16 protein-coding genes, 2 tRNA genes and 2 rRNA genes are annotated in these 22,692 nt (G+C 42.8%); 11 read left to right on the top strand and 9 right to left on the bottom strand.

From position 1 onward, the window contains the following. Positions 1-25: 25 nt before the first annotated feature. From METTI_RS08820 to METTI_RS08810, 3 genes are all read right to left on the bottom strand, one after another. Positions 26-2,951 (bottom strand): 23S ribosomal RNA (locus tag METTI_RS08820). A gap of 121 nt (positions 2,952-3,072) precedes the next feature. After that, positions 3,073-3,145 (bottom strand) — tRNA-Ala (locus METTI_RS08815). Between the two features lie 101 nt (positions 3,146-3,246). Further along, a 16S ribosomal RNA gene (locus tag METTI_RS08810) occupies positions 3,247-4,720 on the bottom strand. Together the 16S and 23S rRNA genes with 1 tRNA gene alongside form the textbook arrangement of a ribosomal RNA operon. Before the next feature lie 637 nt (positions 4,721-5,357). On the opposite strand from METTI_RS08810, the gene eif1A reads away from it, so the two are divergent. From eif1A to METTI_RS08790, 4 genes are all read left to right on the top strand, one after another. Beyond that, positions 5,358-5,675: a translation initiation factor eIF-1A gene (gene eif1A / locus METTI_RS08805; RefSeq protein ID WP_023845470.1), complete on the top strand. Its 318-nt coding sequence runs from the start codon at positions 5,358-5,360 to the stop codon at positions 5,673-5,675. A gap of 5 nt (positions 5,676-5,680) precedes the next feature. Then, positions 5,681-6,490 (top strand): serine protein kinase RIO, encoded by an 810-nt coding sequence (locus METTI_RS08800; protein ID WP_023845469.1) that lies wholly within the window; start codon positions 5,681-5,683, stop codon positions 6,488-6,490. Positions 6,491-6,509: 19 nt separating this feature from the next. Continuing rightward, on the top strand, positions 6,510-7,046 hold the full coding sequence (locus METTI_RS08795) for a KH domain-containing protein (RefSeq protein WP_023845468.1): 537 nt from the start codon (positions 6,510-6,512) through the stop codon (positions 7,044-7,046). An 88-nt stretch (positions 7,047-7,134) separates the two neighbouring features. Further along, positions 7,135-7,830 (top strand): DUF1614 domain-containing protein, encoded by a 696-nt coding sequence (locus METTI_RS08790; RefSeq protein ID WP_023845467.1) that lies wholly within the window; start codon positions 7,135-7,137, stop codon positions 7,828-7,830. On the opposite strand, the gene METTI_RS08785 is transcribed toward METTI_RS08790, so the two are convergent. Beyond that, entirely contained in the window at positions 7,813-8,724 is a 912-nt protein-coding gene (locus METTI_RS08785; RefSeq protein ID WP_023845466.1) for an RAD55 family ATPase, read from the bottom strand. The genes METTI_RS08790 and METTI_RS08785 overlap by 18 nt on opposite strands. 84 nt (positions 8,725-8,808) lie before the next feature. Beyond that, complete coding sequence (locus METTI_RS08780; RefSeq protein ID WP_023845465.1) at positions 8,809-10,179, bottom strand: dihydroorotase; 1,371 nt, start codon at positions 10,177-10,179, stop codon at positions 8,809-8,811. A 220-nt stretch (positions 10,180-10,399) separates the two neighbouring features. Between METTI_RS08780 and METTI_RS08775 the strand changes: the two genes are divergently transcribed. The 6 genes from METTI_RS08775 (at position 10,400) to phoU (METTI_RS08750) (ending at position 15,523) form a co-directional block, all read left to right on the top strand. Next, complete coding sequence (locus METTI_RS08775; protein WP_023845464.1) at positions 10,400-11,302, top strand: PstS family phosphate ABC transporter substrate-binding protein; 903 nt, start codon at positions 10,400-10,402, stop codon at positions 11,300-11,302. Between the two features lie 26 nt (positions 11,303-11,328). Continuing rightward, on the top strand, positions 11,329-12,216 hold the full coding sequence (pstC, locus tag METTI_RS08770; RefSeq protein ID WP_023845463.1) for a phosphate ABC transporter permease subunit PstC: 888 nt from the start codon (positions 11,329-11,331) through the stop codon (positions 12,214-12,216). A 5-nt stretch (positions 12,217-12,221) separates the two neighbouring features. Further along, positions 12,222-13,079: a phosphate ABC transporter permease PstA gene (gene pstA / locus METTI_RS08765; protein ID WP_023845462.1), complete on the top strand. Its 858-nt coding sequence runs from the start codon at positions 12,222-12,224 to the stop codon at positions 13,077-13,079. Between the two features lie 38 nt (positions 13,080-13,117). Further along, a complete protein-coding gene (gene pstB / locus METTI_RS08760; protein ID WP_023845461.1) occupies positions 13,118-13,888 on the top strand; it encodes a phosphate ABC transporter ATP-binding protein PstB in 771 nt (256 codons plus the stop codon). Positions 13,889-13,894: 6 nt separating this feature from the next. Continuing rightward, on the top strand, positions 13,895-14,545 hold the full coding sequence (phoU, locus tag METTI_RS08755; protein ID WP_023845460.1) for a phosphate signaling complex protein PhoU: 651 nt from the start codon (positions 13,895-13,897) through the stop codon (positions 14,543-14,545). Positions 14,546-14,872: 327 nt separating this feature from the next. Next, positions 14,873-15,523 carry a phosphate signaling complex protein PhoU gene (gene phoU / locus METTI_RS08750; protein WP_023845459.1) on the top strand — a complete coding sequence of 217 codons (651 nt, stop codon included), beginning with the start codon at positions 14,873-14,875 and terminating at the stop codon, positions 15,521-15,523. 21 nt (positions 15,524-15,544) lie between these two features. Here the strand turns inward: phoU (METTI_RS08750) and METTI_RS08745 are convergent, their stop codons facing one another. The 4 genes from METTI_RS08745 to METTI_RS08730 all read right to left on the bottom strand — a co-directional run bounded on the left by METTI_RS08745 (position 15,545) and on the right by METTI_RS08730 (position 21,224). Next, the gene (locus tag METTI_RS08745) at positions 15,545-18,268 is read right to left on the bottom strand and encodes a DNA-directed DNA polymerase (protein ID WP_023845458.1); all 2,724 of its coding nucleotides are present in this window, start codon (positions 18,266-18,268) and stop codon (positions 15,545-15,547) included. Between the two features lie 64 nt (positions 18,269-18,332). Further along, positions 18,333-18,443 (bottom strand) — tRNA-Met (locus METTI_RS08740). A 100-nt stretch (positions 18,444-18,543) separates the two neighbouring features. Next, positions 18,544-19,098 (bottom strand): hypothetical protein, encoded by a 555-nt coding sequence (locus METTI_RS08735; protein WP_156916269.1) that lies wholly within the window; start codon positions 19,096-19,098, stop codon positions 18,544-18,546. Positions 19,099-19,214: 116 nt separating this feature from the next. Beyond that, positions 19,215-21,224 (bottom strand): S-layer protein domain-containing protein, encoded by a 2,010-nt coding sequence (locus tag METTI_RS08730; protein ID WP_023845456.1) that lies wholly within the window; start codon positions 21,222-21,224, stop codon positions 19,215-19,217. A 502-nt stretch (positions 21,225-21,726) separates the two neighbouring features. Between METTI_RS08730 and METTI_RS08725 the strand changes: the two genes are divergently transcribed. Further along, positions 21,727-22,506 carry an ATPase domain-containing protein gene (locus METTI_RS08725; protein WP_023845455.1) on the top strand — a complete coding sequence of 260 codons (780 nt, stop codon included), beginning with the start codon at positions 21,727-21,729 and terminating at the stop codon, positions 22,504-22,506. The last annotated feature ends 186 nt before the right edge of the window (positions 22,507-22,692 follow it).

Genomic DNA, 22,692 nt, shown 5'->3' with positions numbered 1-22,692 from the left:
TCAGATTTCGCCTGGACAAAGCAAGACAGACAGGCACGGATTTTTAGTAGCCGCGGACTGAACACCTCGTTGCCTTGGTGCGTACATCCCGACCCTATCAAACCGGTCTTTTACCGGGATCCTTAATGTAGTCTCTTTTCAAGTCAGATTTCGAGCTTAGATGCATTCAGCTCTTATTCCTTAGCGCGTAGCTGCTCAGCAATGCCCTGTCGGACAACTGATACACCAGTGGCGCCGCTACTCTGTTCCTCTCGTACTAAAAGTAGCTTACCCTCAGACTACAGACACCTCTAGTAGATAGTAACCGACCTGTCTCACGACGGTCTAAACCCAGCTCACGATCTCCTTTAATAGGCGAACAACCTCACCCTTGGCCGCTGCTGCACGGCCAGGATGGAAAGAACCGACATCGAAGTAGCAAGCTGCCGGGTCGATATGTGCTCTTGCCGGCAACAACTCAATTATCCCCGGGGTAACTTTTCTGTCATTTTTGGCTCGCACCAAGCGAGCTCAAAAGTTCGCTAGAACCGACTTTCGTCTCGTCATCCACTACTGTGCTGAATAACGTCAGGCTGACTTATGCTCTTGCACTCTTCAGTGGGTTTCCGACCCACTTGAGTCAACCTTTGTGCGCCCTTGATATCTTTTCAAGGGCGTCCCGCCCCAGGCAAACTGCCCACCTATCGGGGTCCTCCTCTCGGAGTGAGGGTCGTAATTCTGGAAGGGTAGTGTCCCAATGGCGACTCCATCGATGCTGGCGCACCGACTTCGACGTCTCCTACCTACACTGTACATCCAAAATCACAACCCAGCGACAGGCTGCAGTAAAGCTCCACGGGGTCTTCACTTCCCCCTAGAGGTCTCTAGACTGTGCACTAGAAAGTAAGCTTCACCGGACTCTGGCTAGGGACAGTAGAGCTCTCATTGATCCATTCATGCAAGTCGCCAATTAAGCGACAAGGTACTACGCTACCTTAAGAGGGTCATAGTTACCCCCGCTGTTTACAGGCCCTTCGTCCCGTTGAACCGGGTTTTCAGGTACCTGCACTGAGCAGGATTCAGAGATCGTACTAGCCCTTACGGGTTTGCGATCTCCTATGTTGATATTAGACAGTTAGAGCTCTCTTGTCACTGCGACCTGCTATCTTCATAGCAGGCACTCCTTCTCCCGAAGTTACGGAGCTAATTTGCCGAATTCCCTTAGCCAAATTATTCCGACACGCCTTAGCCTTTTCAGCTAGGGGCACCTGTGTCAGTTCTCGGTACGGACCCATGACTTCCTTTTCACGGGTTCCCGGGTGCAGCCAACTTTCGCCATTACAGATTCGCCTGCTTCTCGCCATTACGGCTCTCCACAGGATTCGCTGCTTAGACGGCGCGACGGCGCCGCTTGGCCTGCCCAAAAACGTTGGTTTCATTGTCATGAGGTACAGGAATATTAACCTGTTTCCCTTTCGGCGTACTCGAATTACGGTACGTCTTAGGACCGACTAACCCTCGGCTGACGATCATTGCCGAGGAAACCTAGCCCCTTCGGCGGTTAGGATTCTCACCTAACTATGCTGTTACTATTACCAGGATTTTCGTTTCCGCACGGTCCACAGGACTTCACAGCCCTGCTTCTGCCCGAACGCAACGCCTTCCTACAAGATTACCTTTCGGTACTCCGTGGTATCGGTGGTCGACTTGAGCCCCGTCCATTTTCGGGGCCCCAAACCTCGACTGGTGGGCTGTTACGCACTCTTTAAAGGATAGCTGCTTCTAAGCTAACCTTCCAGCTGTCTAGGGCTTAGGACGCCCTTTAGTATTAACACTTAGTCGACACTTAGGGACCTTAACCACGGGCTGGGTTGTCTCCCTTACGGACTACAGGCTTACCCCAGTAGTCCGGACTCCAACTTTCTTCGACGACGGTGAGTTTGGAGTTTGACAAGCAGCTGAGGAATTTCTTCCCCGGGACCACCAATCAGTGCTCTACTTCACCGACTATCTCCAGTTAGGTCATGCTACGACATGTTTCGGAAGGAACCAGCTGATGCCGGGTTAGATTAGCCTTTCACTCCGAGACGCAGGTCACACGAATGATTTGCAGATCAATACCGCTTGCGGTCCTCCACGTAGCTTTCGCCACGCTTCAACCTGCCCACGCCTAGATCACCCGGCTTCGGGTCATATCCTAATGACTCCACGCACTTGTATACGTCGCTCCTCACCTTACGGTTGCGAGCATGTTGCTTTCGCTTCGGCTTCCTATTTGCAAGTTAGCCATCGCCATTTGAATATACTCCCTGGCCCGTTCTTCAAAACGTAAGATATGACATTGGCAATATTACCCGTACTGCGGCCTCGCGACCGTTTCCTTCATAATAAAGATCCTTTAACGCCATATCGCTCTATCGCCTCCAGGTTTCAGGCACTTTTAACCTCCCTTCTTGGGGTACTTTTCAGTTTTCGGTCACCCTACTAGTTCGCTATCGGTCTCAAGGAGTATTTAGTTTTGGAAGTTGGTGCCTCCCAAATTCACGCGGGAATTCCGACCCACGCTACTCAGGTTATAATCCAGATCCTTTGGTTGTTGCTTACGTGACTATCACACTCTATGGTCTAACGTTCCAGAAAAGTTAAACTTCAACCAGGTGGGATCTTTAGAGAAAACCTACAACACCACATCTCCCATCTGTTTCCAGTGGGATTCAGTTTGAACTTTACCGTGTTCATTCGCCATTACTAACGGCATCTCTTCGATTTCTTTTCCTGCCCCTACTAAGATGCTTCAATTCGGGGCGTTCCCGATCATTGTTGATCAACACACAAAATGTGTTAGGAAGACCCATTAGGAAATCCCAGGTTCATAGGCTCCATGCACCTACCCTGGGCTTATCGCAGCTTGGCACGTCCCTCATCAGCTCTTGAGCCGAGCCATCCACCTGAAGGCATATTTACCAGAGTCCATCTCACTTTGTCCAGTGAGCGTCTGATATATGCATGCATATACACGATTTCATAGCAGCTGTTGTTGCTTCAGCCGCTTCATCCTTCCCCACAGACGTTACTCTGTGAGTGCACTAATAATGGACTTGCAGGGATTCGAACCCTGGGCCTTCGCCTTGCAAAGGCGACGATCTTCCAACTGATCTACAAGCCCATAGAAGATTCACTTATTGAATCTTGCCTTTTTTTCTTGAATCTGACAGTTTTTCGATTTCTGACCGGTATGTGGTGATAGGCTTTTTGCCTATCATGCTTAGGAGGTGATCCAGCCGCAGATTCCCCTACGGCTACCTTGTTACGACTTAACCCCCCTTGCGAAATTTAGGTTCGAACACGGCACTAGTCCATGCCCTCACCCATACCTCACTCGGGTGGTTTGACGGGCGGTGTGTGCAAGGAGCAGGGACGTATTCACCGCGCTATATTGAAACGCGATTACTACGGATTCCAGCTTCATGAGGGCGAGTTACAGCCCTCAATTCGAACTACGGACGGGTTTATGAGATTACCAACCCTTTTCAGGGTAGGGACCCATTGTCCCGGCCATTGTAGCCCGCGTGTAGCCCTGGAGATTCGGGGCATACTGACCTACCGTAGCCCGCACCTTCCTCCGGTTTAGCACCGGCGGTCCCCACAGAGTACCCATCATCCCTAAGGATATGCTGGCAACAGTGGGCACGGGTCTCGCTCGTTGCCTGACTTAACAGGATGCTTCACAGTACGAACTGACGACGGCCATGCACCTCCTCTCAGCGATTCAGGTAAGACCTTCAGCCTGACCTACATATTGCTGTCGCCCCAGGTGAGTTTTCCGGCGTTGAGTCCAATTAAACCGCAGGCTCCACCCGTTGTAGTGCTCCCCCGCCAATTCCTTTAAGTTTCAGCCTTGCGGCCGTACTTCCCAGGTGGCTCGCTTCACGGCTTCCCTGCGGCACCTGAAACGGTCGCACCGTCCCAGACACCTAGCGAGCATCGTTTACGGCTGGGACTACCCGGGTATCTAATCCGGTTCGTGCCCCCAGCTTTCGTCCCTCACCGTCGGACCCGTTCTGGTAAGACGCCTTCGCCACTGGTGGTCCCACAAGGATTACAAGATTTCACTCCTACCCCTGTAGTACCTCTTACCTCTCCCGGTCCCAAGCCTGACAGTATCCCCCAGAAGCCTAACAGTTGAGCTGTCAGATTTCCCGGAAGACTGATCAAACCGGCTACGGACCCTTTAGACCCAATAATAGTGGCCACCACTCGGGCCGCCGGTGTTACCGCGGCGGCTGGCACCGGTCTTGCCCGGCCCTTGCTAACACCTGCTGTTTATACAGGTGGACAGCCAACATAATATGCTGGCACTCAGTATCCCCTTATCGCGGTTTCCCGCATTGTAAAGTTTTCGCGCCTGCTGCGCCCCGTAGGGCCTGGATTCATGTCTCAGAATCCATCTCCGGGCTCTTGCTCTCACAACCCGTATCCGTCGTAGGCTAGTAGGTACTCTACACCCACTACAACCTGATAGACCGCAGATTCATCCTAAGGCGCCGGAGCTTTTAATCACAGAACATTCCAGTTTCTATGATATATCAGGGATTATCACCAGTTTCCCGGAGTTATACCTGACCTTAGGGCAGATTATCCACGTGTTACTGAGCAGTACGCCATGTTTACGAAAAACATTTGACTCGCATGGCTTAGTCGAATACTGATAGCAGTGACCTCTGGCAGGATCAACCAGAATTAATGTTGATCACACACAAAGATTTGTTATTTTGGAAGTCATTTAGGAATCAGTCGGAAAGAACTCTCTTTGAGAGAAAATTTCCTATTTGCACATAGTTTGGTTAATTCCTTAATTGTTTGTAGTTATACACTACCGGTCAGAATTAACCGAACTGCCAAATCCAACGTCAGACAGAAAAAACTTCTGTCTCCACTTGTAAGGCGGTGATTGTAAGTGTTTTCGCGCGATTTGCGCGGACTCCTTCAAAGGACACCATCGTATATAAGGCTTTCGAACACCCGGTTCGAAGCCAAAGGATGAACCTTTGGAGCATATATGAATGCCCACATTTCCACTCGGATTATATCTGTATGATTTGATCCTATTTGGAGTTTGTGGCATTGCCATAAAACTTGCTGCCATTATGGCAGAAAAGCACTTATGACCCCTCTAAGCGACCTCAGAGGGAGTTCATACAAGCCACACATTGCATATAAACTTAACGTATTTAATTAATTTTAACTAAATAATAAGGAGGAAATAATGAATTGTGAAATAAAAAGAGACAAAACATAAACAAAAACAGAGCTACGCAAGCTTTAACAATATAAGTGACATAGCAGTACTCACCCACAAAAATGCAAGAGGGATAAGCTTGCAGTATAAGAAAAGAAACAATGTTCCAGACACAGGCGAAGTCACAAGAGTTCGCACCCCGCGTAAAGAAAACAACGAAATTCTAGCCACCGTGGAAAATATGCTCGGAGCAAATCACGTAAGACTCAGGTGTATGGATGGCGTCGTGAGGATGGGCAGAATTCCCGGATCAATGAAAAAGAAAACATGGATACGGGAAGGAGATATTGTAATAGCAGTCCCTTGGGACTTCCAGAACGAGAAAGCAGACGTAATATGGAAGTATACACGTCCACAGGTAAACTGGCTTGATCGCAAAGGGTACCTGAAAGGATAAAAAACATGAAAAAAGAAGTTACCAGAAAAGTAAAGCGTATTGATACAGAAGTTGATAAACTAAGAATGAGGCGCAAAGACACCGATACTCTTAAAGTGAAAGAGAATGTCTTTGACGAGCCCACTTTAAAGACCCTTTATACATTATCTAATAAAGGAATAATTGAAGCAATCGGAGGCTCCATCAGCACAGGAAAAGAAGCAAATGTATTCCTTGCTGAAGATAACGAAAAGGACATTGCTGTGAAGATATACAGAATATCTTCAAGCACCTTCAATTCAATGGAAGATTATATCCTCGGAGACCCACGTTTCAGAAATGTGAGGCATTCAAAACGCGACATAATATTTGCATGGACTAAAAAAGAACAAAGAAACCTTGTACGTGCAAAAGAAGCAGGCCTTAGAGTGCCAGAACCTATTGTGGCAGAGCGCAACATCCTTGTAATGGAATTTATGGGAAATGAAGGAGTACCTTTTCCCCAACTAAAAGATTACAGGATGGAGAAGGAAACTGCAAAAGAAGCATTCGACACAATTATAAATTACATTGATCTCCTGTACAATGAAGCAAACCTTGTCCATGGAGATCTAAGTGAATATAACATACTCATAATCCCTGAAACAGAAGAACCAGTGTTCATAGACATGGGCCAGTCAGTAACCAGGGAACATCCACGTTCAATAGAATTCCTGATAAGAGATATTGAGAACATAGCACGCTATTTCAAGAAATATGGCATTCGCGAAGATCCACACCAGCTATATACAACCATCAGGAACAAAGAACCTAAAAACGAAGAAAATGACCTATAAAGTACAAAGGTAGACGATTATGACACACATCAAAGTTCCTAAAGACAGAGTTGGCGCAATAATAGGGCCAAAAGGCCGCGTCAAACAGATAATTGAAGAAAAATCAACAGCAAGTCTGGATATTGACAGTGAAGAAGGAACTGTAGAGATCATACCAGGTGACGACCCGGTAGGTGCCATGAAGGCAGAAGACGTGATAAATGCAATTGCAAGGGGATTCAATCCTGACAAGACATTTGCAATGTTCGATGATGATATGCTGATGCTTGAAGTCATCGATCTTTCAAAACAAACAGGAACTCAAAAAGAATTATTGCGCCTTAAAGGAAGAATCATTGGAAAAGGTGGCAAAACACGTGAAATAACTGAAAGATTGATAGGTGTGAAAATGTCAGTCTATGGGAAAACTGTTAGCGTAATAGGCAACCCGGAACAAAATCAGATCGCCAGAACCGCAATAGAGATGCTTATGGAAGGAGCAAATCACGGAAGTGTTTACAGCTACCTGGAAAAGAAAAGGCAGGAATTACTCCAGTCACAACTTGATTACTACTAAACTATAAACAAACAATTAGAGATATACTAATAGTATATCTCACCAAAAATATTAAAGCTCTGGAATCCTAATTAGTATCGGAGGACAGATGAGAGGATATACTAATAGTTCCGAAATTCGGACATACGCAGCTTTTGTACTGATTCTGCTCCCCACAGCAGCCCTTTGTTACAAAGAACAACTTGCAATGGGAACGATTGGTTCCTTTGCACTGATGATCATCCTTTTTACCATGCTCCTTGGCTCGATTGCCGAGATACCATTGTTCAGGACGCGAACTAAAAAACTGGAACAATTATTCAGATATGCACCTATCCTTGAGGACATATATTCTGTCCCGGTAGTAAAAGAATTGAATATTGGGAAAGACAGAGTTTTTGATACAACAGTAACCGCAAATCTTGGCGGTGCAATAATCCCTGCGCTTGCAGTGATATACCTCCTGCTGACACAACCAAATAACACAGCACTGGAAATAATGCTCATTGTAGTTGTCGCCGTAAGTCTCCTTTGCGAAATGATGGGAGGAATCGGATTAATCGTGCCCGACTACATCGGACTTATAGCATTACCATTCTCACTAATAGTTTCACCAGAAAATGCTGCATCAGTCACATTCATAGCAGGAGTTGGCGGAATCCTGACAGGCAATATAATCTCAGTACTCACATTCAATAAAGAAAGAACAGGTAGCGCCTTTATCAGCATAGGAGGCGCTGGTAGCTTTAAAGCAATATACCTGACAACAATTATTGCCAGTTTATTATCATACTTCGTCCAGTGACATCCCACCACCAAGCCTTTCAGCCCTGCGCTTTTCGATCCGGTCCTGCAGAACCTTTGAAGGAATGTTAAGAGCCCTGTATTTGGCTATACCATTATTTGTAAACCTGAACGGTTGAGGAGTATGATCTACACGTGTTGCCCTCATTTTCTGAACTGCCATCACAGGCATTGGAGTCGTATCGATATCATTTGTCTGAATAAAGTCAAGGAAAACAACACCATCACCAAGGAAATCAAAATCGTCATACTCTTTTACTTCAATCCCGTGAGATTTTTCAGTTACAAGAATAGCAGTCGTCTGATTTTTCTTTAGCAGACGATGGAGCCCACGCCACGAAGTAGATGTACGGAAATCACTTGGTGCCGTAAGCACATTCATTGAATCGAAGACAACCCTCTCCGGTTTGTGAGAATCTATTATCTCCATCATTTCCTCTGAAGTTAACATCGATATACCAAAGATTTCCAGATAGCCATCATCAATAAACTTTCCAACATCCCATCCAAATCTTGCAAAATGCTGCACTAATTGCTGCGCCCTTTCTTCAAATGAGAAGAAAATACAACGCTCGCCATTCTTCACACCTTCCATGAGATACTGCATTGAAAAAGTAGTCTTACCAGTACCAGGGGGGCCCGTCACAATAACAGCGAATCCTTTAGGAAATCCGCCTTCCAGGAAATCATCCATCCCTGGAATTCCAGTTGTGACTCTCTTGATGATACGATCTATATTCTGAGTATCAAGCTTGGCCTTGAAACGTGTAGAATCAAGATTCAGAAGTGCCTTTTCCAGTACAACATTCTTTGCACCAAGTTCTTTCTCGTATCTTTCGAGAACCTTAATAGCATCTGCGCTTAATGTAGTATGAATGGGGAATTTGGTTTTCATCACACCACCATATGTACATAATAGGTGATTATATATTTAAAATGTTATGGTATTGTGAACACACATTCTAAATTATGAACATAGTTATTCAAAGTCAGCTGACTTGAAACCTTTACCCGGAAGGAAATTGCCTCGACCTCTTGGTGCAATCAGGTCTCCATCCCATACAACTTCACCACGTGCAATGGTATATTCAGGAAAGATACCATCCATTCCCTCATAAGGAGTCCATCCTGCCTTGCTGTGGAGATCATCACCTTTAATTTCAGTAACCCTGGAGTGGTTAACTATAATGATGTCAGCATCATAACCTTCAGCAAACACACCTTTTGAAAAACGATTCAGGCCGAATATCTTTGCAGGATTCTTACTTGTTACATCTATCATTCGCCCCAGAGGAAGCAGGTTTCTCTTGACTGCAACAAGCATTAACGGAACCAAGGTCTCAACGCCCGGAACTCCAGAAGGAGCGCTCTTTATATCGACATCTTTTTCAGCCTCGGTGTGCGGTGCATGGTCCGATGCTACTACGTCAATTGTACCATCATTTAAAGAATTTAACAGCATCTTTACGCTTCTGCGATCCCTCAGAGGAGGATTCATCCTGCCAAATGAACCAAGTCGATCCCAATCCTTGGTTGAAAGGAACAGATGATGCGGCGCAGCTTCACTTGTGATCGTAGGCGCAAATCCACCCTGGGAATCAAGATAGCGCTCTTTTCTCAAAAGTCCAACAGACTCCATTGCACTGATATGACAGAAATGCGCCTTTACACCATTTTTTCGTATCAACTTGATTGCTTTCTCAACAGCAAGTGCCTCACAATGATTAGGGCGTGCGCGAGAATGAGAATCCGGAGCATAATCATTTTTAAGAAATGCTTCACATTCCAGCCTGATCTTGTCATCTTCAGCATGGATACATGGCAATGCATCAAGCTGTTTCATCACACCTAATGCTTCATCAAGACATTTTTCATCTATATTAAGAGCACCTGTGGATTCTGCCATAAAGATCTCACCAAACGCTGTGGCGCCGCTCTCCCATAACTCAGGAAGCTTATCAATATTCCCTGTTACTCCACCATATAGTCCGAAATCAACTATAGAATTGCGGTTAGCAATCTTGAGCTTATCTTTGAACGTTTTTTTGTCAATTGTTGGAGGGATGGTATTTGGATGGTCAACGACAGTAGTTATGCCACCTGCTGCTGCAGAGCAGGATCCTGTATACCAGTCTTCTTTTTCAATCAAACCAGGGTCTCGGAAATGGACATGAACATCAATGCCGGCAGGAAGAGTAAGTGAACCCTTAGCATCAATTGTCTGGTTTAAGCGCTGAACATCTATCTCTTTCGCAATACGGGATATTTTACCATCTTCAATAAGGACCTCTGCAGGTTGGAGATAGTTATTAACAAAGACTTTGGTGTTCTTAATAAGAATATCAGGCATAGTGTCCTATATCCCCATAGAAGTATATGCTTTTTATGATAAACAGGAGATAATAGAAATACATAGAATCTATATAGATACATATCCACTATATATGCACTATATGAGTCTAGCTAAGTCATAGGAATATATATTGTACGTACATAACCCTTATGTATCGATTTTGTAATGGTTCACTGACAAGTTACGTAGAATCCATAAAAAAATGGTGAACCAGAATATGATATCAGGAAAATTATTCAAAAACATTACACTTTGTTCCGTGGTAATGTTAATTATTGCATCCGCATTCATTGGAATCGGTTGTGTAGATAACGAAGATACAACTACAGATGACGTTGCAACAGAAGAAGCCACCGGTGCTACCGGAAGCATTATGATCAAAGGATCAGATACAGTACTTCCACTTTCCCAGGCAGAAGCTGAAGAGTTCATGTATGAAAACCCTGACGCAGACATAACTGTAATTGGTGGCGGGTCAGGTGTTGGAATTGCAGCACTCGTAGACGGCGAAGTTGAAATTGCAATGGCTTCAAGACAGATCAAGGATTCAGAAATTGAAAATGCAGAGGCAAACGGCATTAACCCTGTAGAGCATATCATCGCATGGGATGGAATTGCAGTAGTAGTAAACCCTGAAAATCCAGTAACAGAGCTTACCTTTGACCAGCTTAAGTCAATCTACAACGGTAGCGTTAGCAACTGGGCAGATGTCGGCGGCGAAGATCTTACAATCACAGTAATTACCCGTGACAGCAGCTCTGGAACATACGGATACTTCCAGGAAGAAGTTCTTCTTGATGAAGAATACCGCGCAGATGCACTTGTACAGCCAGCAACTGGTGCAATAGTACAGGAAGTTGGACAAAACACAGGAGCAATCGGATACATCGGTTACGCATACCTTGATGATACAACCACAGCACTTGCACTTGATGGCGGAAACGGCTTTGTAGAAGCTACCCCTGAGAACATCATGGCAGGAAACTACCCACTTGCAAGACCTCTTCACTACTACACAGATGGTGAGCCAACAGGACTTGCGAAAGAATACATAGACTATGTAATGAGCACTGCCGGACAGGAAATAGTATCTGACGTCGGATACTTCCCGGTAAACTAAAAACAACACGGGTATCAGAGGAATAGATGTTAAACAGATACCTGAAGGAAAAGGGCATAGAGTCGCTCCTCTTTGCATCGGGAGCAGTGGCAGTTATTGTCCTTTTCCTCCTTTGTATTTTTTTATTCCGTGACGGAGTATTATTATTTGAAAATTATCCGGTTAGTAATTTTTTAACCGACACTAAATGGTACCCAACAGCCGACCCGGAACATTTCGGATTATTACCACTGTTTCTTGGGTCATTGATAGTAACTGTTGGAGCAATATTATTCTCAGTCCCACTTGGACTGGCAGCAGCAATATACATTTCAGAACTTGCTAATCCTAAAATTGCTAATTTATTGAAACCAATAACCGAAATACTTGCAGGAATTCCTTCTGTTGTTTACGGTTTCTTTGGTCTTGTTATACTTGTACCTATTGTGCAGAAGACACTGGGACTGCCCACTGGCCAGACAGCACTTACAGGTTCAATCATGCTAGGCATTATGGCTTTGCCTACAATCATATCAATTTCAGAAGATGCCATCAGCGCAGTACCACGATCCATCAAGGAAGGATCACTTGCATTGGGCTCCACAAGATGGCAGACAATATACAAAGTAACAGTCCCTGCAGCCCTTTCTGGGATATCTGCAGCTGTCATGCTTGGAATCGGAAGAGCTATCGGCGAGACAATGACAGTAATGATGGTTACAGGTAACTCAGCCGTAATCCCGGGATTCCCCTCCGGCCTTTTTGCACCTGTCAGAACGATGACAGCAACAATTGCCCTCGAGATGGGAGAAGTCCCACAGGGAAGCGACCACTTCCATGCACTCTTTGCAATCGGTTCCGTACTTTTCATTACTACATTCATAATCAACATCATAGCCAACTACATTAAAAGGAGATATAGGTTCGACCTGTGATAGCCATGTTTTCCAATGCAAAAACAAACGAAAAGATAGCCTTCGGGATATTGAAATTGGCAACGGGACTGGTTGTTCTCTTTGTACTGGTAATTCTTTATTATATAGTATCTAACGGATACAGTGCCCTAAGTATCGAATTCATAACAGAGATGCCAAGGCACAGAATGACAGAAGGTGGAATATACCCTGCAATTATGGGTACAACATACCTTATAATAGGTTCAATAGCTGTTGCAATGCCACTTGGCATGCTTTCTGCCATTTACCTTACAGAATATGCAAAACCCGGAAAAACAACATGGGCAATTGAAATGGCCATTAGCAACCTTGCAGGAACACCATCCGTAGTTTTTGGACTGTTTGGACTTGCAATGTTTGTAAAGTACCTTGGCTTTGGGCCTTCAATTCTTTCTGCATCCCTTACACTTGCACTGCTGATACTTCCGGTTATAATCAGAGCAAGCCAGGAAGCACTACTCACAGTACCTAAAGAGTACAGGGAAGCCTCACTTGCCCTTGGAGTAACAAAGTGGGAAACTATTAGAAGAGTAGTCCTTCCAGCTGCAATTCCCGGAATGATAACCGGAGCAATCCTTAGTGTTGGAAGAGTAGCAGGTGAAACTGCACCAATTCTGCTAACAGGAGCAGCATATTTCCTACCAAGACTCCCGGATTCAATATACTCAGAATTCATGGCACTGCCATACCACCTTTATGTGCTTGCAACTTCAGGCACCAGCATTACCCAGACAAGACCGATTCAATACGGTACTGCCCTGATACTGCTAATAATCGTACTGAGTGTGAACATAGTTGCAGTGACTGTTAGATCACACTACAGAAAAAAGCTCAAAAGATAATCTAAGCCTAATTCAATATCAGACCAAGAGGATAACATATGCCAGAAACCAGCGATAACGGTACCGAAATTGAGGTTAAAAACCTTAATCTCTGGTATGGGGACAATCACGCACTCCATGACATATCGATAGATATTCCCAAAAACAGCGTCACAGCTTTTATAGGCCCTTCAGGATGTGGAAAATCAACATTTCTGAGATGCCTTAACAGGATGAACGACCTCATTCCCAGTTGTAGGATAGAAGGTCACGTAAACATCAGTGGTGAAGAAATATACTCCAAGGATACAGATGTTGTAGACCTTAGGAAAAGAGTAGGAATGGTTTTCCAGAAACCAAATCCTTTCCCAATGTCAATATTCGACAATATTGCGTATGGACCAAAAATCCACAGCATGGGCAAAAAAGAGATGCCGGCAATTGTTGAAAATGCACTCAAATCCGGAGCACTCTGGGAAGAGATTTCAGACAGGCTTGATGCATCTGCTCTTGACCTAAGTGGCGGACAACAGCAGAGGCTCTGTATTGCAAGAACACTTGCAGTAAAACCTGAAGTAATCCTCTTTGATGAACCATGTAGTGCACTTGATCCTATATCCACAAGTAAAATCGAAGATCTCATTCTCGAGCTCAAAAAAGATTACACAATCGTCATTGTAACACATAATATGCAACAGGCTGCCAGGATATCTGACTATACAGCATTCTTCCTGCTGGGTGACCTGATAGAATTTGGTAAAACAAACCAGATTTTTGAAAATCCACAGCAGAAAGAAACTGAAGATTATATCACCGGCAGATTCGGGTGAAGTTATATGCCACGTGATCAATTCCAGCAAAATCTGAATACACTTAAAGAATTCGTAATTGAAATGGGGAAATTATCCCATAATGCTATTGTAGACTCTGTGCAGGTTCTCAAAACACAGGACGCGGAACTTGCCGAGAAGATATTTCAGGGCGATGAGGAAATTGACAAATACGAACTGAAAATCGAAAAATGCACTACACAGTTAATAGCACGCCAGAATCCGACTGCAGGCGATATGAGACTTGTGATATCCTGCTTTAAAATAGCAATTGATCTTGAAAGAATGAGTGATCTTGCAGTTGATATTTCCAATGTTGCAAAATGTATGGAAAAAGAAGACTCAGAAGCATTGAATAATATAGCAAGAATGGCAAATCTATGTGACGAGATGCTGCAACAGACTATCAAGGCCTTTGAAACACTTGATGAAGAGCTGGCAAAAGACACTGCTTCAAAGGATGATGAAGTTGACCGTCTATTTTATGGAACCCAGAATCTGCTTATTGATATGATGATTGAGGACAAGGCCATTATATCCAATGCATCCCACCTTCTATTGGTATTACGTTATCTTGAGAGAATGGGAGATCACGCATGCAATATCTGCGAGAGTATTGTGTACATGACTGAAGGCAAAAGAGTAAATCTTAATTAATTGCAACAGGCAATCAGGTTTAACCAGATATAAATTATTATAATGGTTAAACCGAACTTTCACTTTTCTAAATACCAGATTAGTTCTGCTATCTGGAAGATTAAACAACTATTAAAAATGGATAATAATGCTTGAATCAAGCATAGATGCCATCTTAAAAAGACATCATACAAAATCACATTTTATTTATAGCATGATAAATAAATAAACTAAATATGACTATATATAATATATAGTGACACGATCATTCCAAACATATAAATCTACAAAAATATAAAATTTAACCATAATATATTGAGTGAACTAAAGAGAACGAGGAGAGACAAAATGACACGTGAGAAATACCATGAATCTCTTGATATTTTGAAAAATGACGTAATAAACATGGGCCAACTTGCAACCGAGGCTATTAATAATTCCATTAAATCATTAAAAGAGATTGACACAGAAATTGCAAAAAGCGTTATTGACGGAGATCAACCAATTGATGACTATGAAATGAAAATTGAGAAATCAATATCCCAAATAATAGCGCTTCAAAGTCCTACTGCAAAAGATATGAGATTTGTTACAGCTTGCCTTAAAATAGCAATAGATATAGAGAGAATGAGCGATCTTGCAGTCAATATAGCAGAAATTGCAGAAAGGATGGAAGGAGATCATGTCAAGCCACTTGTAGACATCCCTAAAATGGCAGAAATTGCTAGTGGAATGCTTGAAAAGGCAATGACAGCCTTTGAAACTAATGATGCCGAACTTGCGGAAGCCACTGCAAAAAAAGATGATGAAATAGACAGAATGTTCTATTCCATTGAAAAAGAGCTTATTGAAATGATGGTTGCAGATGAAAGCATAATTACCAACGCATCACACCTCCTGTTTGTGCTCCGTTACATTGAAAGAATAGGAGATCATGCATGCAATATATGTGAAAGTATAGTTTACATTGCAGAAGCCAAAAGAAAAGATCTTAATTGAACTTAAAAAGCAACTAAAATATTAGAAATCAAACAGCGAACTCTGTGACTTCCTGTTCACAGGTGTTTGCTGAGTTTTTACTTCTGATTCCTTTTGTTCATACTTTTTAACGGGAGATTCCTGTGGCTTGTCGGAGAAGTCAAACAAACCTTTTTGCTTTGAATCATAGTCAAGGTTTGCCATATCCACTCCAAAAACGCCCAGAATGCGCTCTACAGGCGGCAATAGCTGCTTTTTGATATAATAGTCCACATCAATAGGAATATTGTTATCCTTGACGTATTCAGGGTCTTCAGCACGGTTCACAAAAAGATCCTTGCCTGCTATGATCACAAAAGGAATACGTTCCCCAACCGGAGGAGGAGTTCCTGTCCTTTCTTCTATTTTTTCCGCCACAGTCAGATGAGGTTGTTTATTTTTATAACTGGTTGCCTTTTTTGAGAACATGCGAGTCATAGTCAGATCTTCAATAATATCAGAATCATTCTTGACATCAATATTTCTTACACCATCTACCACAGTTCGAACATGTTGTACAGCAGCCTCTACATTACCTTCTTTAAGCACCAGCTCAAGGATACGGTTAAGAGTCTTGGATGTGAGCTCACACCAATCCCTGCGCACTGTTTCCATACCTTTTACCTTTATATCATCTTTCCATTCATCCCCGGCACGTTCAAAAACCCATATAGCATAACGCTTCTTTGCAATGAACAAAGCGCGTTTTGCAATGGATTCAAACTCCAGTTCCATTGGATCAGGAAGAGAAGCTGAAACTGTTGCAGCTATTTTACTGCCCACCAGACCGGCATCATCAAGAGAGATTTGCTGTTTTGAACTGCACTGGACAAAGACACTGTCAGTATCACCATAAACAACTGACAGGGATACTACGTGATCATCAGGATCAATGGATGATAATTCCTCTGTGAAATAAGCAGAACCATCCTTAAGAATAACCTTACTTATACCACCATTAACAAGAGCTCGTGTATTGAGAATATTTTCCCTGCCAAAACTGGTAACAGCATTTGCAAGGGTCAGACTGTAAAGTTTTGCACGGGTATATCCGGAATAACCATAAAAACTATTAAGCAGAATTTTCAGTGCAAGTTGAGTAGCATCAAGTACACGATATTCAGATGCATCTGATGCATTTTTCATTTTCTTTTTGGTCTCAACTCTCCTCTGAAGCAGACTTTCAAGAATTGATGGCATTATACCTTTAGAAACATCTGCAGATACAAACTCACCACCAGACGGAGGAACTATAGTTTCATCTTCTGCAGGACGGTCTTGCTCCACAACAGTCGTATAACAGAGATTGTGAGCCATCATAATAGTAGGATAAAGTGATTTGTAATCGAGAATTACAACATTCTCAAGAAGGCCTTTTTTAGGTTCCAGCACCTCGCCACCCTTCAAGCCTTCACTACTGCGATTTCTCATTGCTACAAGCTCATCACTTGGTTTTGGAGGAATAACTCTACCCTGTTTACCATATTCCCTCAAAAGAAGATTATCAACCATTGAGGTCTGGCCGCCATCAACAACTTCCTGTAGAAGAGAACCGCTCACCTGAGCCACTGCTATGTGCTTGTCGAGAAGACGAAGTTTAAGGAAAAGCTCTATTGCAAGCTCAGAGTCCCTACGTGCATAATCTATGAATTTCAGGAGTTTTTCACCATCGTCTCGCCAGTATTCCTCCATCTCAGATGGTGCAACATCCAGTTTCTCCATATCCAGAAGCTCTTTTGAGACATTCCTGAGTGTGTAACGTTTAAGACTGTACTGGCTTCGTATAAGCGGCAATGCATCCACTACAACCCTACCCGGAATTGAAACCATTGTTCTATTACCAATCTTACGGTAGCTCAATACCCTGCCATCACGTCCAACTGTTGGCCGGAGGATTTCACCGGAATTGGAAAGAATAGCAACACGGTCAGCAATATAAGGAATATCGAAATCATTTATGTTATAACCTGATACTATATCAGCATCATACTCCTGGAATAACTCAAAAAAATTGTTAAGCATTTGAGTTTCGGAATCAAAACACATGACATCTTCCCCTGCACCTTCCACCTTCTTTGAGACCAGAACAAGAGTATCATGACCTTTGAATGCAGGACTGAAAGACATGCTAATCATGATAACAGGGGATGTCTCCGGAACAGGCATTGAGCCGTCTATGGGAAGACATTCTATATCGAACGATACATGCTTAAGTGGAGCAATGGAGAGCTTTTCAGTTTCTTTGAGAGAAGAAGCCGTAAAAACAGAATCACAATAAATGTGATCGTTGGAAAATTGACTATCTGAAACTTCCTCAGCAGTGACCCAACCCATCCCATGCAGATCCATATCAATCATAAAACGATTTCTGAAAAGAATATCAGTTTCATATACTTCTTTAGCACCGGGGAGAGTAAGAACATCATCACGTATTTCAGGAACATTGCGTGGTTCCATTGTAGTGATACATAACATTGGTTTCTTTGAAACCTGATAACCTACAGGTTCATATTTAGGGACAATCTCAACCTTTTTGATTACATCAAATCTTTCTTTTAACATAGTGGCAAGCTTATCAAGCTCCCCTTCTGCATTCATATAGAAATAAGGCTCGAATCCCGGTACAAAACAGCAGACGCTTTGTCCATCTTCAGCTCGACCAAAAAGACGGATCACAGGACCGCTTTCATGCCCTATGTAATCAGCATCCAGTATCTGAAAGTTCATGACTAACCTTACTGACTTGCAACATATATGCTTTGCGTTGAAATAAAAGAAAAATAAGGAAGAGTGCCCGGAGCGTGACTCGAACACGCGACCTCCAGATATCTCAGGAGATTTTGGACGCACGGAATTTTATTCCCTATGAGTCTGGCGCCCCAACCAACTAGGCTATCCGGGCAGTGCAGCACCTAAAAGGACAAGGTAATATTAAAGCATATCGATTGAAAGAGAGACTGTCAAAAGAATAAAATTGGAACTAAAAAGGATATTGGCCCGGATCAATATCCGGTTGATTCGGCCAATGTGAGAAGAACATCAGAATCATCTGTTGCGCCGCCTACAACAAATACAAACTTACTATTACTCCATATGTAAGTATATCTTTTAACGTCGTTTGTACCTATTGTTGCATAATCAAGTATTTGCACAGCAGAGTGCCCGTTAACAGACGTTTCAGTAAATCTGTCACCAACTACGAGGTTACTGAATTCATCCTTATATGAAGATATAAATTCTTCAGCATTTTCAGCACTGCTTGTTTCAATAACATCGACATAAACATCTGTGGATTCCATATAGGTATAGAGACCTTCTAATCCCCCTACAACGCCCTCTACCACTGAATAATCAGAACCTACTGTTTCTGCGGACAGTTCACGAGTACCAAGTAATTCATAGTTTGCCGGAAGATTCTCAGTTGGTACAAGATCAACAATTGTTGCTGAATCAGCAATAGTATCTGCCGTTGTAACGACTTCGGATTCAGAAACATTTTCCGTCGTCACAGACGTTTCTTCGACTACTTCATCCGTGCAACCGGAGATTGATAACATTAAAATGCTTAGTATTAATACCAATAATATTTTTTTCATGGTTACACCTCTTTGAAAAATAACTCATTATTAAAAAAGATAAAAAGAAGGGATTAACCCTTCTTCATTTTAGAAATTTAGTCTCTTCTGACGAGGTATGCTACTGCAAGGAGACCAGCTACTGCGAAGACTGCTTCAAATCCAGGTGCCTGGTCATCAGCGGTTTCTTCTTCAGGTTCTTCTTCTGGTTCTTCTTCAGGCATTTCTTCAGTTACTTCTTCTTCAGGAGTCTCTTCAGTTACTTCTTCTTCAGGAGTTTCTTCAACTACTTCTTCTTCAGGAGTTTCTTCTTCCTCTTCTTCAGCTACAGTTCCACCGATTGTTCTCTCGACGAATGGGTAGTATCTGAGTGTTGAATCATCAGCTGTCTTAAGCATGAAGCCTTCTGCAAGAGTGATTTCCTTGTCACGTGAGAGAGTAATGGTACCTGAGTTGAACATTGAAATTGTATCTGTTACTGAATCAACTTCAAGTTCTCCGAACTCATCGGAAGACTCGATTTCCATGATGTCCTCATAGTCAAGGAGCCAGAGACCTTCGACAACAGCAAGGCTGTCTACCTGACCCTGGAAAACATCGGTGATAAGACATCTGAAGACAATTACATCGGACTGGTCTCCGACATCAACGTCGTAGTCCCAAGTTGCTTCGCCATCGGTTACATCGATAACTTCGTCCTCTATGAATTCTCCGTCCTTGGAGAGCTCCATCCAGACCTTGTCACCTTCTACATCGATCTGCTTTGCGGTAAGTTCATAGCCACCAGCGAGTTCGAGTGCGGAACCGGTTCTGAGTGTGTACTTGTCATCGGTGTCAAGAAGAAGCTTTACAAGTTCTCCTGCATCTTCATCGTCTAGTGAGACGTATTCCTCTGCAAAGAGACCAATGATAGGGAATGTGATATTATCGCCATCAGCGTTTGTACCAGCTTCTCCACCAAAGTCTCCCTCATAGGAGGTCTGGACAATGGTTGTGTTGTAGAACATTGTTTCTTCTGCTACGGTTGTACCAGATACTGGAATAGCAAGTTCTTCTGAACCCTCGTTGTCATCAAGATCATACCAGAAACCTGCAAATTCGTTTGTAGTCCATGTAGTAGTACCTGTTCCTGCAATGGAACCTCTTACTTCATAGGTACCAGCATCGGTGTATTCCTTTACAAGAGCGAATCTGAGGTCAGTGGAATCTGCAGTTATGAACATAAGTCCTTCTGCAATATCTACTGTCTTATCCTGTGAAAGTGTAATTGTACCGGAGTTTTTCATTGTAATTGTGTCACTAACTGCGTCGACCTCAAGTTCTCCGAACTCATCTGAAGTCTCAACTTCCATGATGTCCTCGTAGTCAATGAGCCAGAGACCTTCAACAACAGCAAGGCTGTCTACCTGACCCTGGAAAACATCGGTGATAAGACATCTGAAGACGATTACATCGGACTGGTCTCCGACATCAACGTCGTAGTCCCAGGTTGCTTCACCGTCTGTAACATCGATAACTTCATCCTCGACGAATTCTCCGTCCTTGGAGAGTTCCATCCAGACCTTGTCACCTTCTACATCGATCTGCTTTGCGGTAAGTTCATAGCCACCAGCGAGCTCGATTGCGGATCCGGTTCTGAGAGTGTACTTGTCATCGGTGTCGAGAAGAAGCTTTACAAGTTCCCCTGCATCTTCATCATCTGTTGCAACATACTTGTCTGCAAAAAGACCGACGAGTGGGTATGTGATATTGTCACCATCAGCGTTTGTACCAGCTTCTCCACCAAAGTCTCCCTCATAGTCTGCCTGTACGATTGTTGCATTGTAGACAAGACCATTTTCTTCAATAGCCTCTCCACTTACAGATGAGTCATTTATGATTGTGAGTGTTTCACTTGAAAGGTCGTCATCGATATCATACCAGAATCCAGCAAAGTTCGTGCTGTTGATTACGATATCGCCTGTTTCCTGATCGAAGATGTCAGCAAAGTTACTTCCATTGAAGACTTCACTGCGCACTTCTACTGTTGCGTCTACAGCTGTTGCTGGCACTACTAATGCAGCAAGAGCAAGAAGAGCAACTAATGCGATTGTTGTAAATCTTTTCATTAAATTTTCCTCCGTATTTAATTCGTGTAAAAGAGTGAGAATCAAAAAATAAAGCGAATTTCGCCCTATTGATCTTCTAGCTTGAGATAAACATTAGAGTTCGTCTTTTGCCGAAGGAGACTTCATCACCCTCCTAATCCCGTCATATTGGATTACAAGTGTTCTATTAAACAATTGCCGTATTAAATCTTTTGTGGTCTAATTATGAACAATTATCGCATTGCATTGGCAAACATCGATGCAATTAACGGTAAATGTCGAATTCATTTTGGAATTTAAATGAAAAAACAGACAAATGATGAATTAATCTTCACAAATCGTCGATGTCAAAACTTGAATTGTGGAATAATGTCTATAAAATCAATGCCATTAAAGCTGGAATAGTTCAACATATTTATATATGTTATTACATAAAAGAGACATGAAATAAAAGTCTGGCATAATTCAGAAAATTTTCGACATAATGAGGGATATTACTAATCATTAGGAGTGAAACAATAAAATGTTCGATGGTGCAGTTTCTGAAGAAATATCAATGGAAGATGAAACAAATCGTGTAAAAACAGGCATTCCTGGTTTTGACGAATTATGTGGTGGTGGCCTGATACGCGACCGAACATATCTTATATCAGGCACATCAGGTGCAGGAAAAACAAATTTTTCCATACAATTTATCTACAACGGAATCACGAAATACGGTGAGAATGGAATAATTGTGGCAACTGAGGAAAGACCTGAACAGATAAGGGAAAATGTCCTTAAGTTCGGATGGGATCTTCAGGCACTTGAAGATGAAAACAAACTTGTAATAATTGATGCATGTTCAACCAAGATAGGCATTCCTTCTCAGGAAAAATATGTTGATGTGAGACCATTTGACATCAGATCTATGATGGATCAGATTATTGCTACACAGGAAGAAATTAATGCTAAACGTGCGCTTGTTGATTCTACAACATCTGTTAGTTTCTACCTGCAGGATCCTGCAAAAATCAGAATTGAACTTCTCAAACTCAGCACCACACTGGAAGTTATTGGCCTTACTTCAATGATGACCTGCGAATTAATTGACGAATCCAAACCTTCAAGATTTGGTGTCGAAAACTTCGTCACTGACGGTACTATAGTACTATATTATAAGCGGCATGAGAACGTCAGAATGCGAAGCATGGAAATATACAAAATGAGAGGATCCGATCATAGTAAGAAGATCCACCCATACGATATAACCCCTGGTGGATTTGTTATCCATCCACATGAAGAAGTATATTCAATGTTTTAAGTGATCATAAATCAGGGAACATTTCCTCATGGCCGCATTCTACACATTTGTAAATTGCAAGTGAGCGGCCAAAGTGATCATACCTTTTTAATACAGGGTATCTCCAACGATTCATTTTACCTTCACAAACAGGGCATCTGTAATTCACCATTTTCACCAACAAGTAATTATATAAAAGTATATATT

This window comes from Methanolobus tindarius DSM 2278 (assembly GCF_000504205.1).
GTDB classification, from domain to species: domain Archaea; phylum Halobacteriota; class Methanosarcinia; order Methanosarcinales; family Methanosarcinaceae; genus Methanolobus; species Methanolobus tindarius.
Note: the sequence above shows the minus strand (reverse complement) of the source record. Positions and strands in the feature narration are given on the sequence as shown.